This window comes from Psychrobacter sp. PP-21 (assembly GCF_033790785.1).
GTDB lineage: Bacteria > Pseudomonadota > Gammaproteobacteria > Pseudomonadales > Moraxellaceae > Psychrobacter.
Map to the genome: position 1 here is coordinate 1 of NZ_JAMYEB010000020.1, position 16487 is coordinate 16487.

The 16487-nt window shown below is 44.6% G+C and carries 12 protein-coding genes; 4 read left to right on the forward strand and 8 right to left on the reverse strand.

What is annotated here, in order from left to right:
* Positions 1-475: 475 nt before the first annotated feature.
* Both NJD71_RS12005 and NJD71_RS12010 read left to right on the forward strand, forming a co-directional pair.
* Positions 476-1363: a class I SAM-dependent methyltransferase gene (locus tag NJD71_RS12005; RefSeq protein WP_319052174.1), complete on the forward strand. Its 888-nt coding sequence runs from the start codon at positions 476-478 to the stop codon at positions 1361-1363.
* A gap of 177 nt (positions 1364-1540) precedes the next feature.
* Positions 1541-2536, forward strand: coding sequence for an NERD domain-containing protein (locus NJD71_RS12010; protein WP_319052176.1), 996 nt, complete (start codon positions 1541-1543; stop codon positions 2534-2536).
* 12 nt (positions 2537-2548) lie between these two features.
* On the opposite strand, the gene NJD71_RS12015 is transcribed toward NJD71_RS12010, so the two are convergent.
* The 8 genes from NJD71_RS12015 to exaC form a co-directional block, all read right to left on the reverse strand.
* On the reverse strand, positions 2549-3520 hold the full coding sequence (locus NJD71_RS12015; RefSeq protein ID WP_319052177.1) for a peptide ABC transporter ATP-binding protein: 972 nt from the start codon (positions 3518-3520) through the stop codon (positions 2549-2551).
* Complete coding sequence (locus NJD71_RS12020; protein ID WP_319052178.1) at positions 3517-4590, reverse strand: ABC transporter ATP-binding protein; 1074 nt, start codon at positions 4588-4590, stop codon at positions 3517-3519. The genes NJD71_RS12015 and NJD71_RS12020 overlap by 4 nt, the downstream gene beginning before the upstream one ends.
* A gap of 1 nt (position 4591) precedes the next feature.
* Positions 4592-5506: an ABC transporter permease gene (locus NJD71_RS12025; protein WP_319052179.1), complete on the reverse strand. Its 915-nt coding sequence runs from the start codon at positions 5504-5506 to the stop codon at positions 4592-4594.
* 139 nt (positions 5507-5645) lie between these two features.
* Positions 5646-6662 (reverse strand): ABC transporter permease, encoded by a 1017-nt coding sequence (locus tag NJD71_RS12030; protein ID WP_319052180.1) that lies wholly within the window; start codon positions 6660-6662, stop codon positions 5646-5648.
* 199 nt (positions 6663-6861) lie between these two features.
* On the reverse strand, positions 6862-8502 hold the full coding sequence (locus NJD71_RS12035; protein WP_319052181.1) for an ABC transporter substrate-binding protein: 1641 nt from the start codon (positions 8500-8502) through the stop codon (positions 6862-6864).
* A gap of 486 nt (positions 8503-8988) precedes the next feature.
* Positions 8989-10632 carry a GMC family oxidoreductase gene (locus NJD71_RS12040; protein WP_319052182.1) on the reverse strand — a complete coding sequence of 548 codons (1644 nt, stop codon included), beginning with the start codon at positions 10630-10632 and terminating at the stop codon, positions 8989-8991.
* 211 nt (positions 10633-10843) lie between these two features.
* A complete protein-coding gene (locus tag NJD71_RS12045) occupies positions 10844-11170 on the reverse strand; it encodes a DUF779 domain-containing protein (protein WP_319052183.1) in 327 nt (108 codons plus the stop codon).
* 165 nt (positions 11171-11335) lie between these two features.
* A complete protein-coding gene (gene exaC / locus NJD71_RS12050) occupies positions 11336-12862 on the reverse strand; it encodes an acetaldehyde dehydrogenase ExaC (RefSeq protein WP_319052185.1) in 1527 nt (508 codons plus the stop codon).
* A gap of 324 nt (positions 12863-13186) precedes the next feature.
* Between exaC and NJD71_RS12055 the strand changes: the two genes are divergently transcribed.
* Positions 13187-15139 carry an AAA family ATPase gene (locus NJD71_RS12055; protein WP_319052186.1) on the forward strand — a complete coding sequence of 651 codons (1953 nt, stop codon included), beginning with the start codon at positions 13187-13189 and terminating at the stop codon, positions 15137-15139.
* 149 nt (positions 15140-15288) lie between these two features.
* Entirely contained in the window at positions 15289-16437 is a 1149-nt protein-coding gene (locus tag NJD71_RS12060; protein ID WP_319052187.1) for a type I glyceraldehyde-3-phosphate dehydrogenase, read from the forward strand.
* Positions 16438-16487: the final 50 nt, after the last annotated feature.

Here is a 16487-nt window from a genome sequence, read left to right on the forward strand (position 1 = left end):
ATCCCATCGAGAAAAAGTGGGCTCAAGTGAAGTTTTTACGCCAAGGTTGGATGGAAAATGACTTATCTAAATTGTTTTATGATATTCATCCAAAACATAACTCTTTTGTAGTGCAGTGACTATAACATCCATTGTGTCTCTTATTTTTTTTAATTAAATATTATAAATAAAACGTCTGCGAGTCGTTTTAAATAGCGTAATAAGAAATCTATGATTTTTAGGAAACTATAGTTATTAGTAAAATAATTATTGTGATTAAAGCTAAAATGCAAAAAAAGATAACTATTGTGTGGTAAATTAAACATCCTCTTAAGATATATTAATGTGACTCTGAATATTTCATTTGATATGAAAATGTTGGATACCTTCAAAGTCAATATGTAATTTAAAACATCACTAGAGTGTTTTGTTATTTTTGCAAGAGTGAGTTAGCTGCTTATATTTGATAATCCTACTGGAGAAAAGAGCTTTGAATATGTTAATAAATAATATGTTAGAGAAGAAAAGAAAAGAGCAAGTCTCCAAAGATTTGACTGCACATAGAAAGGAATATTCTGAGTCATGGCAAAAAGATGCTGAATATTTTTTTGAGAAATCATATTATAAATGGATGGCTGAACATATTGCCCATTCAAAAAATATTTTAGAAATTGGTTGTGGCACAGGTTACTCAACCTTAGCTTTGCTAAATGAGGGTCATAAGGTAATTTCAATAGAGGAAAATAGTTTCTGTATCGATAAAACTGAAGCGCTGCTAAATAGTAAAGGGTTTAACGTAGCTAAGATTAACAATAGAGAAGTATATGAAGCATCACCAGACTATGGGTATAAATTATCATACAAAGACGTAGATAATAAATCAGAGGATTACGATGTTATTTTAGTTCAAGGAGATATCATAAATGATTCAAGTTTCATTAAGTGGTTGAAAGAAGAAGTTCAGTTTCCTATAAGTGCGGTTATATGTTGGCTACTAGGAACACATAACTCTAGAGGATTCAATAAAGTTTTTGATTTGAATGAAGTTAAGAATTCCAGCGATGCTAGAATTTATACTCAAAATATAATATATGAGCTGTGTGACGTTATATTACCAGATAATGGCTATTTGCATATCGTAGATAGAGCAGTAGACGTTGATGGTATTGATATCATTAAAAATGTTCTGATAAATCATAAAGACCAAGCTTCAACCAGTAAAATGGAGGTTTTAGAAGCGGAATACCTTAATTATGAAGAGCCAAAAGGTATGCAGATGTCAGTTCGAGAAATAACAGAAGACTCAAAAATAGTTGATAGAACAGGCGTTTACGATGATCATAATAAAATATTCGTATCAATTTTATCCAAAAAAATAGGTTGAGAGAATGTTTTTCTATAGGTGTGCACTATGTAATTTGCCTTTTTTAAACCCAAAAAGAAAGAGCTATTAGAGTTTTCTAGTAGCTCTTTTTAAATCATTTTTTATTAATTAATTATAACCAGTTGAAAGTTCTATATTACAGACCTACCATTTGCTTGTAAGTATGAGATTTCTGCTATGTCCCTAAAATCCAGTTTTAAAGGTTTCCTAGGCGAAACCGTCATCAATGTTGCCATGTGGCTTAAGCTTGAAAAAGATATATACCACCGATTAAACAGTATCACCTTGCCGAAAGACAAAGGTGGCAGTACCCAAATCGATCATATCATCGTCTCTGTATACGGCATCTTTGTGATTGAGACCAAGAACTATAAAGGCTGGATATATGGTAGCGAGAAACAAGGGCAGTGGACACAATCTTTCCCAAATGGCAGTAAATACAAATTTCAAAATCCATTGCGTCAAAACTACTTACATATTAAGACGCTTGCAGATTTATTAGGGTTGGAGCTGAGCTACTTTCATTCGATGATTGCCTTCATCGGTGAATGTGAGCTGAAAACCCGTGATGAGCTACCCGAGCACGTATTGACCAGTGGTATGGTCTCTTATGTAAAGAAGAAACAAGATAAGCTACTGACTGAAGACGAGGTCGCATCTATCATTGAGCAGATTAATAGCAATAGATTTAATAAGTCTTGGCGCACCAATCGGCAGCACAAAGCCTATCTAAAAGATAAGCATAGTAATCCAAGTAAGAATAATGCTAATCCTACACCTGAACCAACAGTAAAAGAAACTGTAAAGAAACCTATCTTAAAAAGTAGAGAAGTGCAGCGATGGTCGGGTCAAACTGAGATTGAATCTAAAGATTTATCAATTGATAGTATGGATACTCAGCAAGCAGACACTCAGCAGACAATTACACCACACGATATGGCTAATAAGGTTTTCCTTACGCCATTTGAAAGTATAGAGTCTGAATCACAAATGGATGAGCCTGAGTTACTTAAGGCGGCAGACAACGCCGCTAATATCGTCCAAATACTAACCTGTCCAAGATGCAATGGCGAGATGGTTGAACGTATCGCAAGAAAAGGCGCACGCCAAGGACAGTCCTTTTATGGGTGCGCGCATTTTCCTAAGTGCCGAGGCGTAGTAAATATAGCTTAACCGTTAGTTACCTCAACCATATATCTCTTCCAAGCGTAAACAAGCCACCAATCGACCATCCCATTCGCGCAGTTGTGGCTCTATTTCGCTGCATTGCTGCTTGGCATAGGGGCAGCGTTTATGTAGTGCGCAGCCGCTTGGTGGGTTAAGCGGACTTGGTAGCTCACCTTGCAGGGTCAAATCATTTTTATGACCGTTTACCGTTGGTGCCGCAGCCAATAATGCAATGGTATACGGATGTTTTGGCGCATTATAAATGGCTTCTTTCGGCCCGTGCTCGACGGCTTGACCCAAATACATCACCATCACATCATCAGCAACATGACGTACGACCGATAGATTGTGCGAGATAAAGACGTAGGCAGTACGATATTCATCCTGCAAGTCCATAAATAGATTCAAGACTTGCGCTTGAATGGACACATCGAGCGCGGAAGTTGGCTCATCAGCGACGACGATTTTTGGATTGAGCATCATGGCGCGGGCGAGGGCAATTCGCTGCCGTTGACCACCCGAAAACATATGCGGAAAACGACCGGCATGTTCAGGACGTAGACCCACGTTTCGCATCATCTCGTTTATCTTGTCGCGCTTCTCTTCTTTGGACAGCTTGGTATGGATATCCAATGGTTCAGTTAGCTGATAGCCGATAGTGTGGCGAGGGTTTAAGCTGCCATACGGGTTTTGGAAGACCATTTGAATCTCGGTACGCAACTCTTTTAGCGCTTTTCTGCTATACCCAGTCGTGCCTTCATCATTGATGAACAGCTCACCATGCGTAGGTTCTTCGATCAATGTCAGCTGGCGGGCAAGGGTTGATTTGCCGCAACCTGACTCTCCAACGACGGCCAATGTTTTGCCAGCTTCGAGCTCGAACGAGATACCATTGAGCGCCTTTACGTATGCTTTTGCTTTACCCAGACCTTGTGATACTGGGTAATGCTTGTGTAAATTGTCTGCTTTTAAAACCACTTTATTACTCATACTTGTGACTCCAAAGTAGCAGCGTGAGAGGTAGGCGTGCGAGAAGAAGGGTCAGAATAAATACAGCGTACCTTACCAGTAGGGGTATCTAGAATAGGCGGTGGCACATCACACGCGGATTCTTTATACGGGCAGCGTGGAGACAATAGGCAACCCGTTGGGCGATCGTATTGACTGGGCACAACTCCTGGTAAGCTATTCAGACGGTCTTGACCGATAGCCAGCTCAGGGATGGCTTGTAGCAACGCCTCAGTATAAGGATGCGCAGGCTTTTGAAAAATCTCTGGCACGGTACTGGTTTCGACCACTTGTCCAGCATACATGACGGCAACATCACGTGAATTCTGTGCAACCAGTCCCAAATCGTGGGTGATAAGTACCATCGCCATTTGTTTTTCACGTTGTAATCGGCCAAGCAAGTCCATGATTTGTGCTTGTACGGTGACATCAAGTGCAGTGGTCGGCTCATCGGCGATCAGTAGTTTTGGCTCACAAGCAAGCGCCATTGCAATCATAACCCGCTGACTCATGCCCCCTGATAGCTGATGCGGATAGACCTTGAGACGGTTTTTGGCGTCAGGCATCTCGACCAACTCTAGTAGCTCTAATATACGTGTTTGTACGGCGGCGCCGCGCAAACCAAGATGCTTGCGCAGAACTTCACCCAATTGCATCTCAACGGTAAAGCTTGGATTAAGACAAGACATGGCGTTTTGAAAGATCATAGAGATGTCTTTGCCAATGATGCCGCGTCTCTGTTTCGGCGGCATACCGAGCATGTCTTTACCATCAAACATCACCCGCTGAGCACGCACGCTGGCAGACGGTGGCAGTAGTCCCATCAGCGCCATCATCGTGACCGACTTACCTGAGCCTGACTCTCCTACGACAGCGATGACCTCACCTTGAGTAATTTTTAACGACACATCATCCACTGCGCGAAAGGCACGCACACCTTGTCCAAAAGTGACAGACAGATTTTCGATATCTAACAGCAACGGTGAGTCTTTTGTTGATGCGCCATTCATAGACGTGTGGTTGGTAGGTATTTTAATTAATGATTCAGTCATGTTAGGTCACCTGTTTGAGTTTAGGGTCTAGCGCGTCACGCAAGCCATCCCCCGTCAAGTTGATCGACAATGCTGCTAAGAAAATAGCGACACCTGGCCAAATAGCGAGCCAAACATTACTTTGAATATACTGACGAGCCGTACCGAGCATCGCGCCCCATTCCGCATCTGGTGGCTGTACGCCAAAGCCTAAGAAACCAATCGCACCTGCTTCTAAGATAGCAGAGGAGAAGATCATCGTTGCCTGCACGATAAGCGGTGCCATACAGTTGGGCAGAATGGTCACGAACAGTAGACGCAGTACGCCAGCACCCATGACTTGTGAGGCAATAAAGTACTCGCGCTGAAGCTCTACCATCGCGGTGGCGCGAGTCAGACGAATAAAGGGCGGTGTACAGACCAGTGCAATCGTGATAATTGTATTGGTCATAGAAGGGCCTAAGATAGCGGCAATAATGATGGCCAAAAGCAAGCTGGGATAGGACATCAAAATATCATTAACCAGCATGACCGCCTTGCCCCAAACCTTTGGCCAAAATGCGGCACTAAGTCCTAAAGAAATACCGACCAGCATAGCAAGGGTGGTCGCGCTCAAACCGATAAACAGTGAATAACGCGCGCCATACATCACTCGCGACAAGGTATCTCGGCCAGCATCATCAGTACCTAGCCAAAACATCGTATTGCCACCATCCAAAAAAGCAGGGGGCAATTGCTCTTGACCGGTAAATAGCTCATAAGGGTCATGGGGTGCTATGGCGGGCGCGAGTATGGCAACAAGCACCATTAGTGCCAGTACGATAAAACCAAGCACCGCGCCTTTGTTTCGGCAAAACGTCGACAAAAATAGCTGCCAAGAAGATGGCGGTGTGGCGGCCATAAGCTTGACATCGGAGGGGAGAACAGAAGGCTTCATGAGCAGTTCCTATAGTGGCTAGTGCATTAGATTTTTAGGCTTCTTTTTCTAACAATCATTAGAAATTTACTACAAACCTTTAAAACCAAATAAGCGCTAATCCTCACTATTTATAATATGTGTATTTATCACTGTTGATTTAAGACGTATGTCGAATGCGTGGGTTGATCAGACCATACAAAATATCAATAAATAAACTGACCAAAATCAGGGCGGTGGCGACCAGTAGAATACCGTTTTGTACAATTGGGTAGTCACGTGTGAAGAACCCATCGAGTAACCAGTTGCCAACACCTGGCCAACTAAAGATTGTCTCGGTAATGATCGCACCTGCGAGCAATGTCGCCATCTGTAAGCCAACAACTGTAACGACAGTGATTAACGCATTACGCATGACGTGTACCAGTATCACGCGGCGCGGTGACAAGCCTTTGGCACGCGCTGTACGTACATAGTCTTCATCTAACACCTCTAGCATCGCAGAGCGCGTCATCCGCGCTATCATCGCTAACGGAATGGTCGATAGCGCAATAGAAGGCAAGATGAAGTGTTTGACCACGTTCCAGAACGCACCAGGCTCGCCTGATGTCAGGGAACCGAGTAGCCATGAGCCATATAGCGGCTGCACATCCAAAAACTGTGCGACAGAGATCACCCCAGCGACAGGTAAAAGTCCTAGGTAGTGGGCAAATATGCCAGTCAAAATAGGCCCCAGCAAATAAATGGGCATAGAATAGCCTGCCAGCGCCCCTGACATGAGTGTGTAGTCAATCCATGTGCCACGGCGTAGCGCTGCAAAAATACCCAAACTTATCCCAACGACGCTAGCAATGACAATAGCGCATAGCGCCAGCTCTAACGTGGGCACAAAGTGTGCAAAGAAGTCTTGCAGTACAGGGGTACGGGTACGGAAGGACTGACCGAAATCACCTGTCAAAATACCCGTTAGGTAGTCCCAATACTGGGCGATGAGGGGTTTGTCCAATCCCAGTCTCTCTAGCGCGCGAGCGTGTAGCTCAGGGTCGACCATACGCTCACCCATCATAATCTCGACTGCATCTCCAGGGACGAGGCGAATCAGAGTAAAGGTGGATAGGGTGAGGCCAAGATAGACAGGTATTAGGATGGCGATGCGACGTAGAATATAAAGTAGCATAGGCTGCTCAATAGTTGTGGTTCGATGATTAGAAAATTAGCAGTGATGAGCGTATTCGTGACCAAGTATTTAACCCATATTATTGATATCATTTATATAAGTGCGGCTGGGGCAGAGTATCTGACCCAGCCGAATATCAATAAATACAAATATTAATGAATTAAGAGTGCTTGTCATACAAGGACGTAATCAGCCAAGGTTATTCAACTTTTACGCCATCGAAGCGTATTGAGCCAAGCGGGCTAATCTTATAGTCGACGACGTTTGGTGCAGTGAATACGGTTACGACCGAGTGTGCCATCGTCGTCCAAGGAAGCTGTTCTTTGAAGATTTGCTGTGCTTGTTCATATTCAGCGACACGCTCGTCTTGATTATTAATCTGACGGGCATTGGTCACTAAGTTATCAAAGTCTTTGTTACACCAGCGTGAGTAGTTATTGCCGCCTACAGCATCACAAGACAGTAATGAGCCTAGCCAGTTGTCTGGGTCACCATTATCACCGGTCCAGCCAGCTAAAATGACATCAGGCTCGCCTTTAGCAGCGCGCTTGAGGTATTCGCCCCACTCATAAGTGACCAGCTTGGTATCGACACCGATCTTAGCCCAATCTGCTTGTAGCATCTCAGCCATTAGCTTGGCATTTGGGTTATATGGTCGTTGGACTGGCATATACCATAGGTCGATAGAAAGATTGTCTGCACCAGCTTCTTTAATCAGGGCTTTTGCTTTTTCGACGTCATAAGGCGCATCTTTTAGAGACTCGTCATAGCCCCACTGTGTTGGTGGCATTGGGTTGGTCGCTTTGAGACCTTCACTTTGATAAACCGCGTTGATAATCGCGTCTTTATTCACAGCCATATCTAATGCCTGACGGACTCTTAGATCACTAAGCTGAGGTTTTTCAACGTTGTAACCAACATAGCCCACGTTGAAACCAGGTTGGTCGAGAACCGTAGCCTTGCCAGACTGTTTGACAGATTCAATCTCAGCAGGTTTTGGATAGGCCGATACATGACACTCACCAGCTTGTACTTTTTGAGCACGGACTGCTGAGTCTTTAGTGATAACAAACACAAGATTATCGATATGAATATCGTCTTTATTCCAGTAGTCTGGGTTTTTGGTATAACGAATTTGTGCGTCTTTTTGATAAGAGGTAAAGACAAATGGTCCTGTACCAACAGGTTTGGTATTGATATCAGCGGCATTACCAGCTTCCATCAGTGTGTTGGCATATTCAGCAGAGTTGATGTAAGCGAATGGCATCGCTAGGTTCTGTAAAAATGGGGCGTTGGTTTCGCTCAGGGTAATTTTTACCGTGTAGTCATCGACCTTTTCGATATCAGAGATAATATCAGGTAGCCCCATGCCAACTGAATAAGGGAATTCAGCAGGATAAGATTTATTAAATTCAAAGTCTGGGTCGGTGATACGCTCTAGCGTAAAGACAATGTCGTCGGCATTAAAATCGCGAGTCGGGGTAAAGTAATCAGTCTTACCGAATTTAACGCCTTTACGTAGGTTGAACGTATAGGTTTTGCCATCTTCGCTAATCTCCCAGCTCTCAGCCAACCCTGGCTGAATCTCAGTTTCCGCTCTTTTAAACTCTACCAAACCGTTATAAATAGGGAATGCACTCGCATCAAAATCTGTACCCGAAGTATACTGCGCCGGATCAAAACCAGCAGGGCTACCTTCTGAACAATAAAGCAAAGTCTTGGCAGCTTTTGCATCAGAGCTGGCAGCAGAGTCATCAGTGGTTTTATTGTCTCCACTACAGGCACTAACGCCTAAGATGAGTGTCGTCAACAGGGTAAGTTTAAAGAGAGATTTTTGCATTATTACATCCTATGTAGTGATAGGTAGTCACTTATGATATCCAGATAGCGGTGTTCAACTATGGATATCATGAGCAAGCGTTTGATGACCTTGAAAGTGTTTATTTATATATTTTCTTATATACAAAAAAAAACATATTATGGGTTGTTATAACTTTAATTTATATCGATAGAAACTAAAAATATAAATAAGTCGTTCGAATATACTCTCTTAATCTGCAGTAGTGCAAGCTATAAATGAACTAATTTTGATAATAATTGCATCATTATGCTATCAATAGCACGAATTTAGTAGAATATGCTAAATTTTATTGATTTTTGTCTATACATTTAATTTGTGCCAAAAAGTGATTAAGATCCAGTGTTATATGATTTTTTACTAAATACAGACGACGAGAAATAAACTGGTTACGTGCATCTGACGTAACCAGTTATGACATGTTTTTAAGGTAATTATCTATGTGACGACATTATCTTTAGCTATATTTTATGCAGAGATATTTTTGGCATGATCATGAGTTGCCTTGATAAGGTCTGCTATTTTTTCGGCAATCATAATCGTCGGTGCGTTGGTGTTGGCACTGATAAGCGTTGGCATCACTGAGGCATCAATAACCCGTAGTCCTTTTACACCGCGCACTTTTAGCGCCAAGTCAACCACAGAGTTGTCATCTGAGCCCATCCGGCAGGTACCTACTGGATGGTAGATGGTGTCAGATTTATTGCGGATATAGCCGAGCATGCCATCTTTTTCGAGATAGGGGGCAGGGTAGTCTTCTGTAATATACTTGGCGAGTGCTGACTCTTGCATGATGGCTCGAGTACGCTCGGCGCCTGCCACCATCTGCTCAACGTCTTTTGGATGTGAGAGGTAGTTTGGATCGATCAAGACGGCAGCAGAGGGATCCGCTGAGTCCAGTCTTACCGTACCGCGACTCTCAGGTCGTAAGTAGCAGCTATGGCAAGAGACCGCATAGCCACGCCTGAGGTCTCGACCATGCTCAATCACACGTGAGATGACAAAATGCAGCTGAGTGTTTGGCCACTCTTTTGGCGCATCCCCCACACTAAAGAATGCACCTGCTTCTGCATAGTTGGTAGAGAGTATGCCTGTACCATCCTTTCTCCATTGGCGAATGCTTTTGGTCAATGTCGAGAGTGCTGCTATACCGATACCGATGACATCCGTAGTATTGACCTCGTAATCAAAGACCACATCTAAATGGTCTTGTAGATTACCGCCAACTTCAGGGGCGTCTACTATGACTTCAATACCATGAGACTGTAAATGCTCGGCGGGACCAATACCTGAGAGCATAAGGACCTTAGGTGAACCGAATGCACCACCTGACAAGAGAACTTCGTGACGTGCCAGAACCGTGTGCTCCACACCGTCTTTTTCGTAGACAACACCAGTCGCTTGATCGTCTTCAATAATGACACGGTTAGCCTGGGCATGTGTGATGACAGTTAGGTTTGAGCGGTTTTGTACGGGATGTAGATAGGCGGCAGCCGCGGAGCAGCGTTGGCCTTGTTTTTCACCATGGAAGTGGGTGACCTGATATAACCCTGCACCGTCTTGTTTTTCGCTATTGAAGTCTTTGTTATGGTCCAAACCGTTCGCTATAGCCGCCTCTACAAAAGCCTTTGAGATGTCTCGCGGGCTGAGCAGATCGCTGACATGCAGTGGTCCACCATCGCCATGTAAGTCATCGCTGCCATGGACGTTGTTTTCAGCTTTTATAAAGTAAGGGAGTACATCATCAAATCCCCAGCCAGTACAGCCTTCTTCTACCCAGCACTCGTAATCTAGTTTGCTGCCGCGCGTGTAGATCATGGCATTGATTGCTGATGAACCGCCTAGGCATTGCCCACGTGGTTGAAAACCTTTACGGTTATTAAGATGCTTTTGGGGCGTGGTATGAAAGCACCAGTTGTTCAGTTTGAGCGGCTTGCCCGGCACCATCAGAATCAGTCCGGCAGGTACGCGTACAGCCAGATCTTTCCCATCACCGCCGTACTCCAATAAGCAGACACTGATATCTGGGTTTTCGGTCAGACGGCTTGCAAGTACACAACCTGCTGAGCCACCGCCCACAATGACGTAATCAAATGTTTTGTCAAATTCCATTTTATATTCCTTATAGCATCCATGCTAATTAAAATAGGCTATGCTTTACAGTATCTATTATTTTGCTGAAATAATAAAATAAAAATGACTCGGCGGTGTCTGTGTATATCAGTAGGGTATAACCGCCCATGGGGCAGCACAGGGTGCATGGCGTAGTACTGATGCCATATTGTCTTGTTTCAAATAACCTTTCATCTTGTCCCGAATAGTCTCATACCGAACAGATCTCTGAGCGTACGATGAAGCGCTTGCCTTCAGGGATCTCTATTGAAAAACTCGCGCCGCGCCCATTGACGACATCAATAGTGAGGTCGGTATGTTGCCATAAGTTGTACTGTGCTTTGCCCATATAGAATGGACAGCCAGCAAGCTTGCCAACCAGCACATCTTGACCGCCTACCTTAAACTCTCCTAATGGATAACACATCGGCGAGCTACCATCACAGCAGCCACCTGATTGGTGAAACATTAGCTCACCGTGCTTGGATTTCAATAGCGTAATTAATGCTTCACAAGCTTCTGTTGCCATAATTTTCATCATTAACTCCTCATATTTCCTCTATCTATAAGTCACCAGTCTATAAATCACCAAAAACAGCACTCTAATGGTTTATTAAAGCAAAAATGCAACCTACCTTGCGACAGATTGCATTTTTTATGCTTGTTTCAGCATGGTCACAAATTAAGAGTTGTCAAAATCTGCTTAGAAAAATCCCATCGCTTTAGGGCTGTACGATACCAGCATGTTTTTGGTTTGCTGGTAATGATCGAGCATCATCAAATGGTTTTCGCGGCCAATACCAGATTGCTTGTAACCGCCAAATGCTGAATGCGCAGGATAGAGGTGATAGCAATTGGTCCATACGCGGCCGGCTTGGATGCCACGGCCAAAACGATAAGCGCGAGTGCCATTACGTGTCCAGATACCAGCGCCCAGACCGTACAATGTGTCATTGGCCAGCGTCATCGCTTCTTCATCGTCTTTGAAAGTAGTGACAGCAAGCACAGGACCAAAGATTTCTTCTTGGAACACACGCATATCATTGGTGCCCTCAAAAATAGTGGGCTGTACGTAATAACCGTTTGCCATATCGCCATCATGTTTGGCAAGTTCACCACCTACCAAGACTTTTGCACCTTCTTTTTTGCCGATATCCAGATAAGATAGGATTTTTTCTAATTGATCTGAGCTGGCTTGTGCGCCAATCATGGTATCGGTATCAAGCGGATTGCCCATTTTGATGGCTTTGACGCGAGCGATACAGCGTTTCATAAATTCATCATAGATGCTTTCGTGAACGAGCGCGCGTGAGGGACAGGTACAGACTTCGCCTTGGTTTAGGGCAAACATCACCAGACCTTCGACCGCTTTGTCCAAGAAGTCATCGTCTTCATCCATAATATCAGCAAAGAAGATATTCGGACTTTTGCCGCCCAGCTCTAGGGTGACTGGAATGATATTTTCGCTGGCATACTGCATGATTAAGCGACCAGTCGTGGTCTCACCAGTAAAGGAGACTTTATCGATACGTGGGTTAGAAGCGATAGGCTTGCCGGCTTCAACACCGAAGCCATTGACGACGTTTAGTACGCCTTTGGGCAGAATATCAGCTACCCCTATCAATTCAAGCATGTATAGGACAGAAGCAGGGGTTTGCTCAGCAGGCTTGAGGACGATACAGTTACCTGCCGCCAGCGCTGGTGCAATTTTCCAAATTGCCATGAGAATAGGGAAGTTCCAAGGAATGATTTGACCGACGACACCTAGTGGCTCATGAAAGTGATAAGCGACAGTATCTTCATCAATCTGACTGATGCCGCCTTCTTGTGCGCGGATAACGCCAGCAAAATAACGCAAATGATCGATGGCGATTGGAATATCAGCGGCGAGGGTTTCACGTACAGGTTTACCGTTTTCGTAGCTTTCGGCGATTGCGATGGCTTCTAGGTTGGCTTCGATACCGTCAGCAAGTTTGAGTAACATATTGGAGCGTTCAGTGACACTCGTTTTGCCCCAGGCGTCTTTCGCTGCGTGTGCTGCATCTAGTGCCGCTTCTACATCGGCTTCTTTTGAACGGGCGATCTGACAGAAGGTTTTTCCATCGATTGGGCTGGAGTTATCAAAGTACTCACCATCAATAGGAGGCGTCCACTCACCATTGATAAAGTTGTCGTATTTTTCGCGGAATTGAACGGGGCTGTCTTCAGTATTGGGATAAGCGTATAACATTAACCACTCCTTGTTGTGTATTATGGTTATCTAAAATATGGTCACTGGTGTGTGGCCATTTAAAAATAATCCTTGGTCTTCCTGACCAAGTAATCATCCTATCGTACTGAGCTTTTTTGCAGAACGATAATGACTTTTTATAATGATATATTTTTTATCATATAACTTTAAGTTATGTGATATGAGCGGGTGAAAGTGGTCCGCAAAGTGGTTGCAGCTGCTATAATTGTGAGCATCGATTTTGGCTGGCTATGGTTATTGGGTTAACCGTAGCAGCCTTGTATGTATACTATTCTTTTTCATAATATTGGTTGGTTTGGGTCTATGCGTCAATCTTCTGCTCTTGATATCCTAAAAACAGGTCAAAACGTCTTTTTGACTGGCTCAGCAGGCTCAGGCAAGACTTATACGCTCAACCAATACATCGACTATTTGCGCGCACGCCGTGTGCCCGTCGCGGTAACGGCAAGTACGGGTATTGCAGCCACACATATGAATGGCACAACGATTCATAGCTGGTCAGGTATCGGTATCAAAGATGAGCTGACCGATCGAGATTTAACCACCTTATCACGCAAGCAGTTCTTGGCAGACAGACTAAAAGATACGGCAGTATTGGTCATCGATGAGATATCGATGCTACATGCCAAGCAGCTCAATCTAGTCAGCCAAGTGCTCAAGCACATTCGCAAAAGTGACAAAGCCTTTGGTGGTATTCAGGTGGTGGTCGCAGGGGACTTCTTTCAGTTGCCGCCCATCGGTAGCAAGGGCGAGAGCAATCGTGAAAAGTTCGCGTTTATGTCTGAGGCATGGCTCGATGCCAAATTTCATATTTGCTATCTATCAGAGCAACACAGACAGGTTAGCGAAGCGGCCAATGGCGGACTAGATTTGGACGATATCCTTAACCAAATCCGTCGTCAAGAAGTGACCTTTGAGGCGATTGCGGCGTTGGAGGCGACTTATGATCAAAGCGTCGATATCAAGCGTACGCGTCTGTACACGCACAATCTCAATGTCAACAAAATCAATGACAAAGAGCTTGCTTTTCTAGAGGGAGAGACGATGCGCTTTGAGGCGACTGCCACAGGCGACAGTAAGTTGGTTGAAACCCTAAAAAAGACTGTACGGACTCAAGATGAGCTGATCCTCAAAGTTGGTGCAAAGGTCATGTTTATCAAAAACAATGCCGAGCTTGGGGTGTCTAACGGTACGATGGGTGAGCTGATTGGTTTTGCGGCAGTCAAAATAGATGATAGCAAGGACAATAGTGATGCGCTAATCGAAGACGATAGCATCGATGTCATTGATGAAGATGCTGCTGGCGAAAAAAAGACGAAAAGTAAGAAGTCCACTGCTAAAAAAGATAAAGATAAAGATAAAGAAAAGCCAAAAACAAAGAAAATAACCACGCAAAAAATGCCTGTGGTGCGGCTCAACTCAGGACGTGAAGTCATCGCTGAACCTGAAGAATGGATCATCGAAGATGAAACGGGCGATGTGCTGGCAAGCTACTTGCAAGTTCCGCTCTGTCTGGCTTGGGCGATTACCATTCACAAATCACAGGGCATGACCCTTGATGCGGCTGAAATTGATCTGTCACGCACCTTTGAGTTGGGTCAAGGCTACGTAGCATTGTCACGACTCAAGTCACTGGCAGGGTTACAGCTGCTCGGTATGAATGACATGAGTCTACAACTTGATCCGCTAGCACGCGGGGCAGACAAGCGATTCTTAGTGCTGTCTGCAGAGGCAGATGCCAACTACGCCATGCTAGATGAAGAGAGTATGCAGCAGGCACACGAAAAGTTTGTTTTGAAATCAGGTGGAACGCTGAGTAAATCTGTCATTGATGCCTATACGGCGCTGCAAAAAAAGCGCCGCGAGCAGCAGCAAGCGCAAATAGACAAAAAACAAAAATTAGGCAATCAAGTCTCTGATAAATCAGAGAGTACTTTGCTTGCGACTAGAGTGCTGTTAGAGGAGAGTCTGACCATAGCAGAGATCTCACAAGCGCGTCAGCTGTCACAATCAACAATCATGCGTCATATCGGTGAGCTAAAATCACAAGACCCCAGCCTTGCCTGTGATCATCTGCGCCCAGACGATGAGGTGATGACAGCTGTAGGCAATGCATATGTCGCCATCAAGGTCGCTAACAACCCAAATGACTTCAATGATGATGGTAGTATCAAGCTGCGCCCCATATTTGATCATCTTAAGCAGAGCATCGACTACAATACCATTCGCTTGGCTCTGATTTTTATCACGCCATAAGTATTTGTTGCTGCATAGGTAGCTATCTATTGCCGCACAGAATGTCATTGCAGATCTTATGGTACGACAGTACCAAACCCACTATTAGAGCGTGCCAAGAGTGACCGCGCTCACTCTTTATCTTTCTTATTTGATAGCGATACCTTGTTATGCCTGATTTTTCTAATGCGACTTACCAGTTGACCTCCGATCCCATCGCGACGACGTTTCGTACGACTGGTGAGCACTCACAGCCACTAAGAGTCGCCATCAATGGTTTTGGACGTATAGGACGCAATGTACTGCGCGCCTTGCTAGAGCGCTTTGAGGTATTGGGACGTGCTATCCATGTCGTCGCCATTAATGATTTGGCACCGGCAGATATTTTGCTGCATCTCCTAAAATTCGATAGTACGCACGGTCGCCTTAGTCGATTGGGCGTCGATGCTGAGATCATAGAAAGTAACGCGGATAATGGATGCAAAACCCAGCTTTGTCTAACCAAAAACAATCTAACATATTGTATCAATATGCTATCAGAGCCTGATCCACAAAACCTATCTTGGCAGTCGTTGGGTGTTGATGTGGTACTAGAGTGTACCGGTCATTTTCGCTCTTACGAGCAGGCGGTGTTACATATCGATGCAGGCGCGCAGCAGGTCATTATTGGTGCTGCGCCATTTGATGATGTGGACGCTTGTATCGTTATGGGCGTCAACACAGACGCGCTGACACTTGAGCTACCGATTATCTCTAGCGTGTCTTGCACCACGCAGGCATTGGTGCCGCTGATTGACACATTGGACAAGGCATTTGGTGTGAGGTCTGCCATGATGACAGAGATTCATGCGGTCACTGCCGATCAGACTGTACTCGATCAAGCGCATCGAGACCCAAGACGCGCGCGTGCTTCTGGCTATAATATTATCCCAACAACGTCCAGTAGTATCGCTGCAACAGAGCGTGTCTTGCCAGCCATGGTCGGCAAGATAAATGGGCACTCGATACGTGTACCTACTATCGATGTGGCAGCCATTGATGTGACTTTTGTATTTGATACGCCAGATGTCAGTATTGAGGATATCCGTGAGACACTCAAATCGGCCAGTCAGGCACACCTGCATGACATCATGGCGTATACCGATGAGCCATTGGTCTCTAGTGATTTTATTCATCAGACCGAGTCGCTGATCATCGATGGTCAGCAGCTCATGCAAGTAGGCGACCAGTACAAGGTTTTTGCGTGGTACGACAATGAGTGGGGCTATGCCAATAGGCTGCTAGATATGTGCCTACATCTGGCTTATAGCAAGCGATAAGCAACTGATTAGAACGTATTTGAAAATTAATTGAACTTTTTTAGATTAGG

What these genes read in the sequence shown, in the direction of transcription:
- NJD71_RS12005 (WP_319052174.1), top strand. Translation starts at nt 476, where the DNA reads ATGTTAATAAATAATATGTTAGAGAAGAAAAGAAAAGAGCAAGTCTCC.
- NJD71_RS12010 (WP_319052176.1), top strand. Translation starts at nt 1,541, where the DNA reads ATGTCCCTAAAATCCAGTTTTAAAGGTTTCCTAGGCGAAACCGTCATC.
- NJD71_RS12015 (WP_319052177.1), bottom strand. Translation starts at nt 3,520, where the DNA reads ATGAGTAATAAAGTGGTTTTAAAAGCAGACAATTTACACAAGCATTAC.
- NJD71_RS12020 (WP_319052178.1), bottom strand. Translation starts at nt 4,590, where the DNA reads ATGACTGAATCATTAATTAAAATACCTACCAACCACACGTCTATGAAT.
- NJD71_RS12025 (WP_319052179.1), bottom strand. Translation starts at nt 5,506, where the DNA reads ATGAAGCCTTCTGTTCTCCCCTCCGATGTCAAGCTTATGGCCGCCACA.
- NJD71_RS12030 (WP_319052180.1), bottom strand. Translation starts at nt 6,662, where the DNA reads ATGCTACTTTATATTCTACGTCGCATCGCCATCCTAATACCTGTCTAT.
- NJD71_RS12035 (WP_319052181.1), bottom strand. Translation starts at nt 8,502, where the DNA reads ATGCAAAAATCTCTCTTTAAACTTACCCTGTTGACGACACTCATCTTA.
- NJD71_RS12040 (WP_319052182.1), bottom strand. Translation starts at nt 10,632, where the DNA reads ATGGAATTTGACAAAACATTTGATTACGTCATTGTGGGCGGTGGCTCA.
- NJD71_RS12045 (WP_319052183.1), bottom strand. Translation starts at nt 11,170, where the DNA reads ATGAAAATTATGGCAACAGAAGCTTGTGAAGCATTAATTACGCTATTG.
- exaC (WP_319052185.1), bottom strand. Translation starts at nt 12,862, where the DNA reads ATGTTATACGCTTATCCCAATACTGAAGACAGCCCCGTTCAATTCCGC.
- NJD71_RS12055 (WP_319052186.1), top strand. Translation starts at nt 13,187, where the DNA reads ATGCGTCAATCTTCTGCTCTTGATATCCTAAAAACAGGTCAAAACGTC.
- NJD71_RS12060 (WP_319052187.1), top strand. Translation starts at nt 15,289, where the DNA reads ATGCCTGATTTTTCTAATGCGACTTACCAGTTGACCTCCGATCCCATC.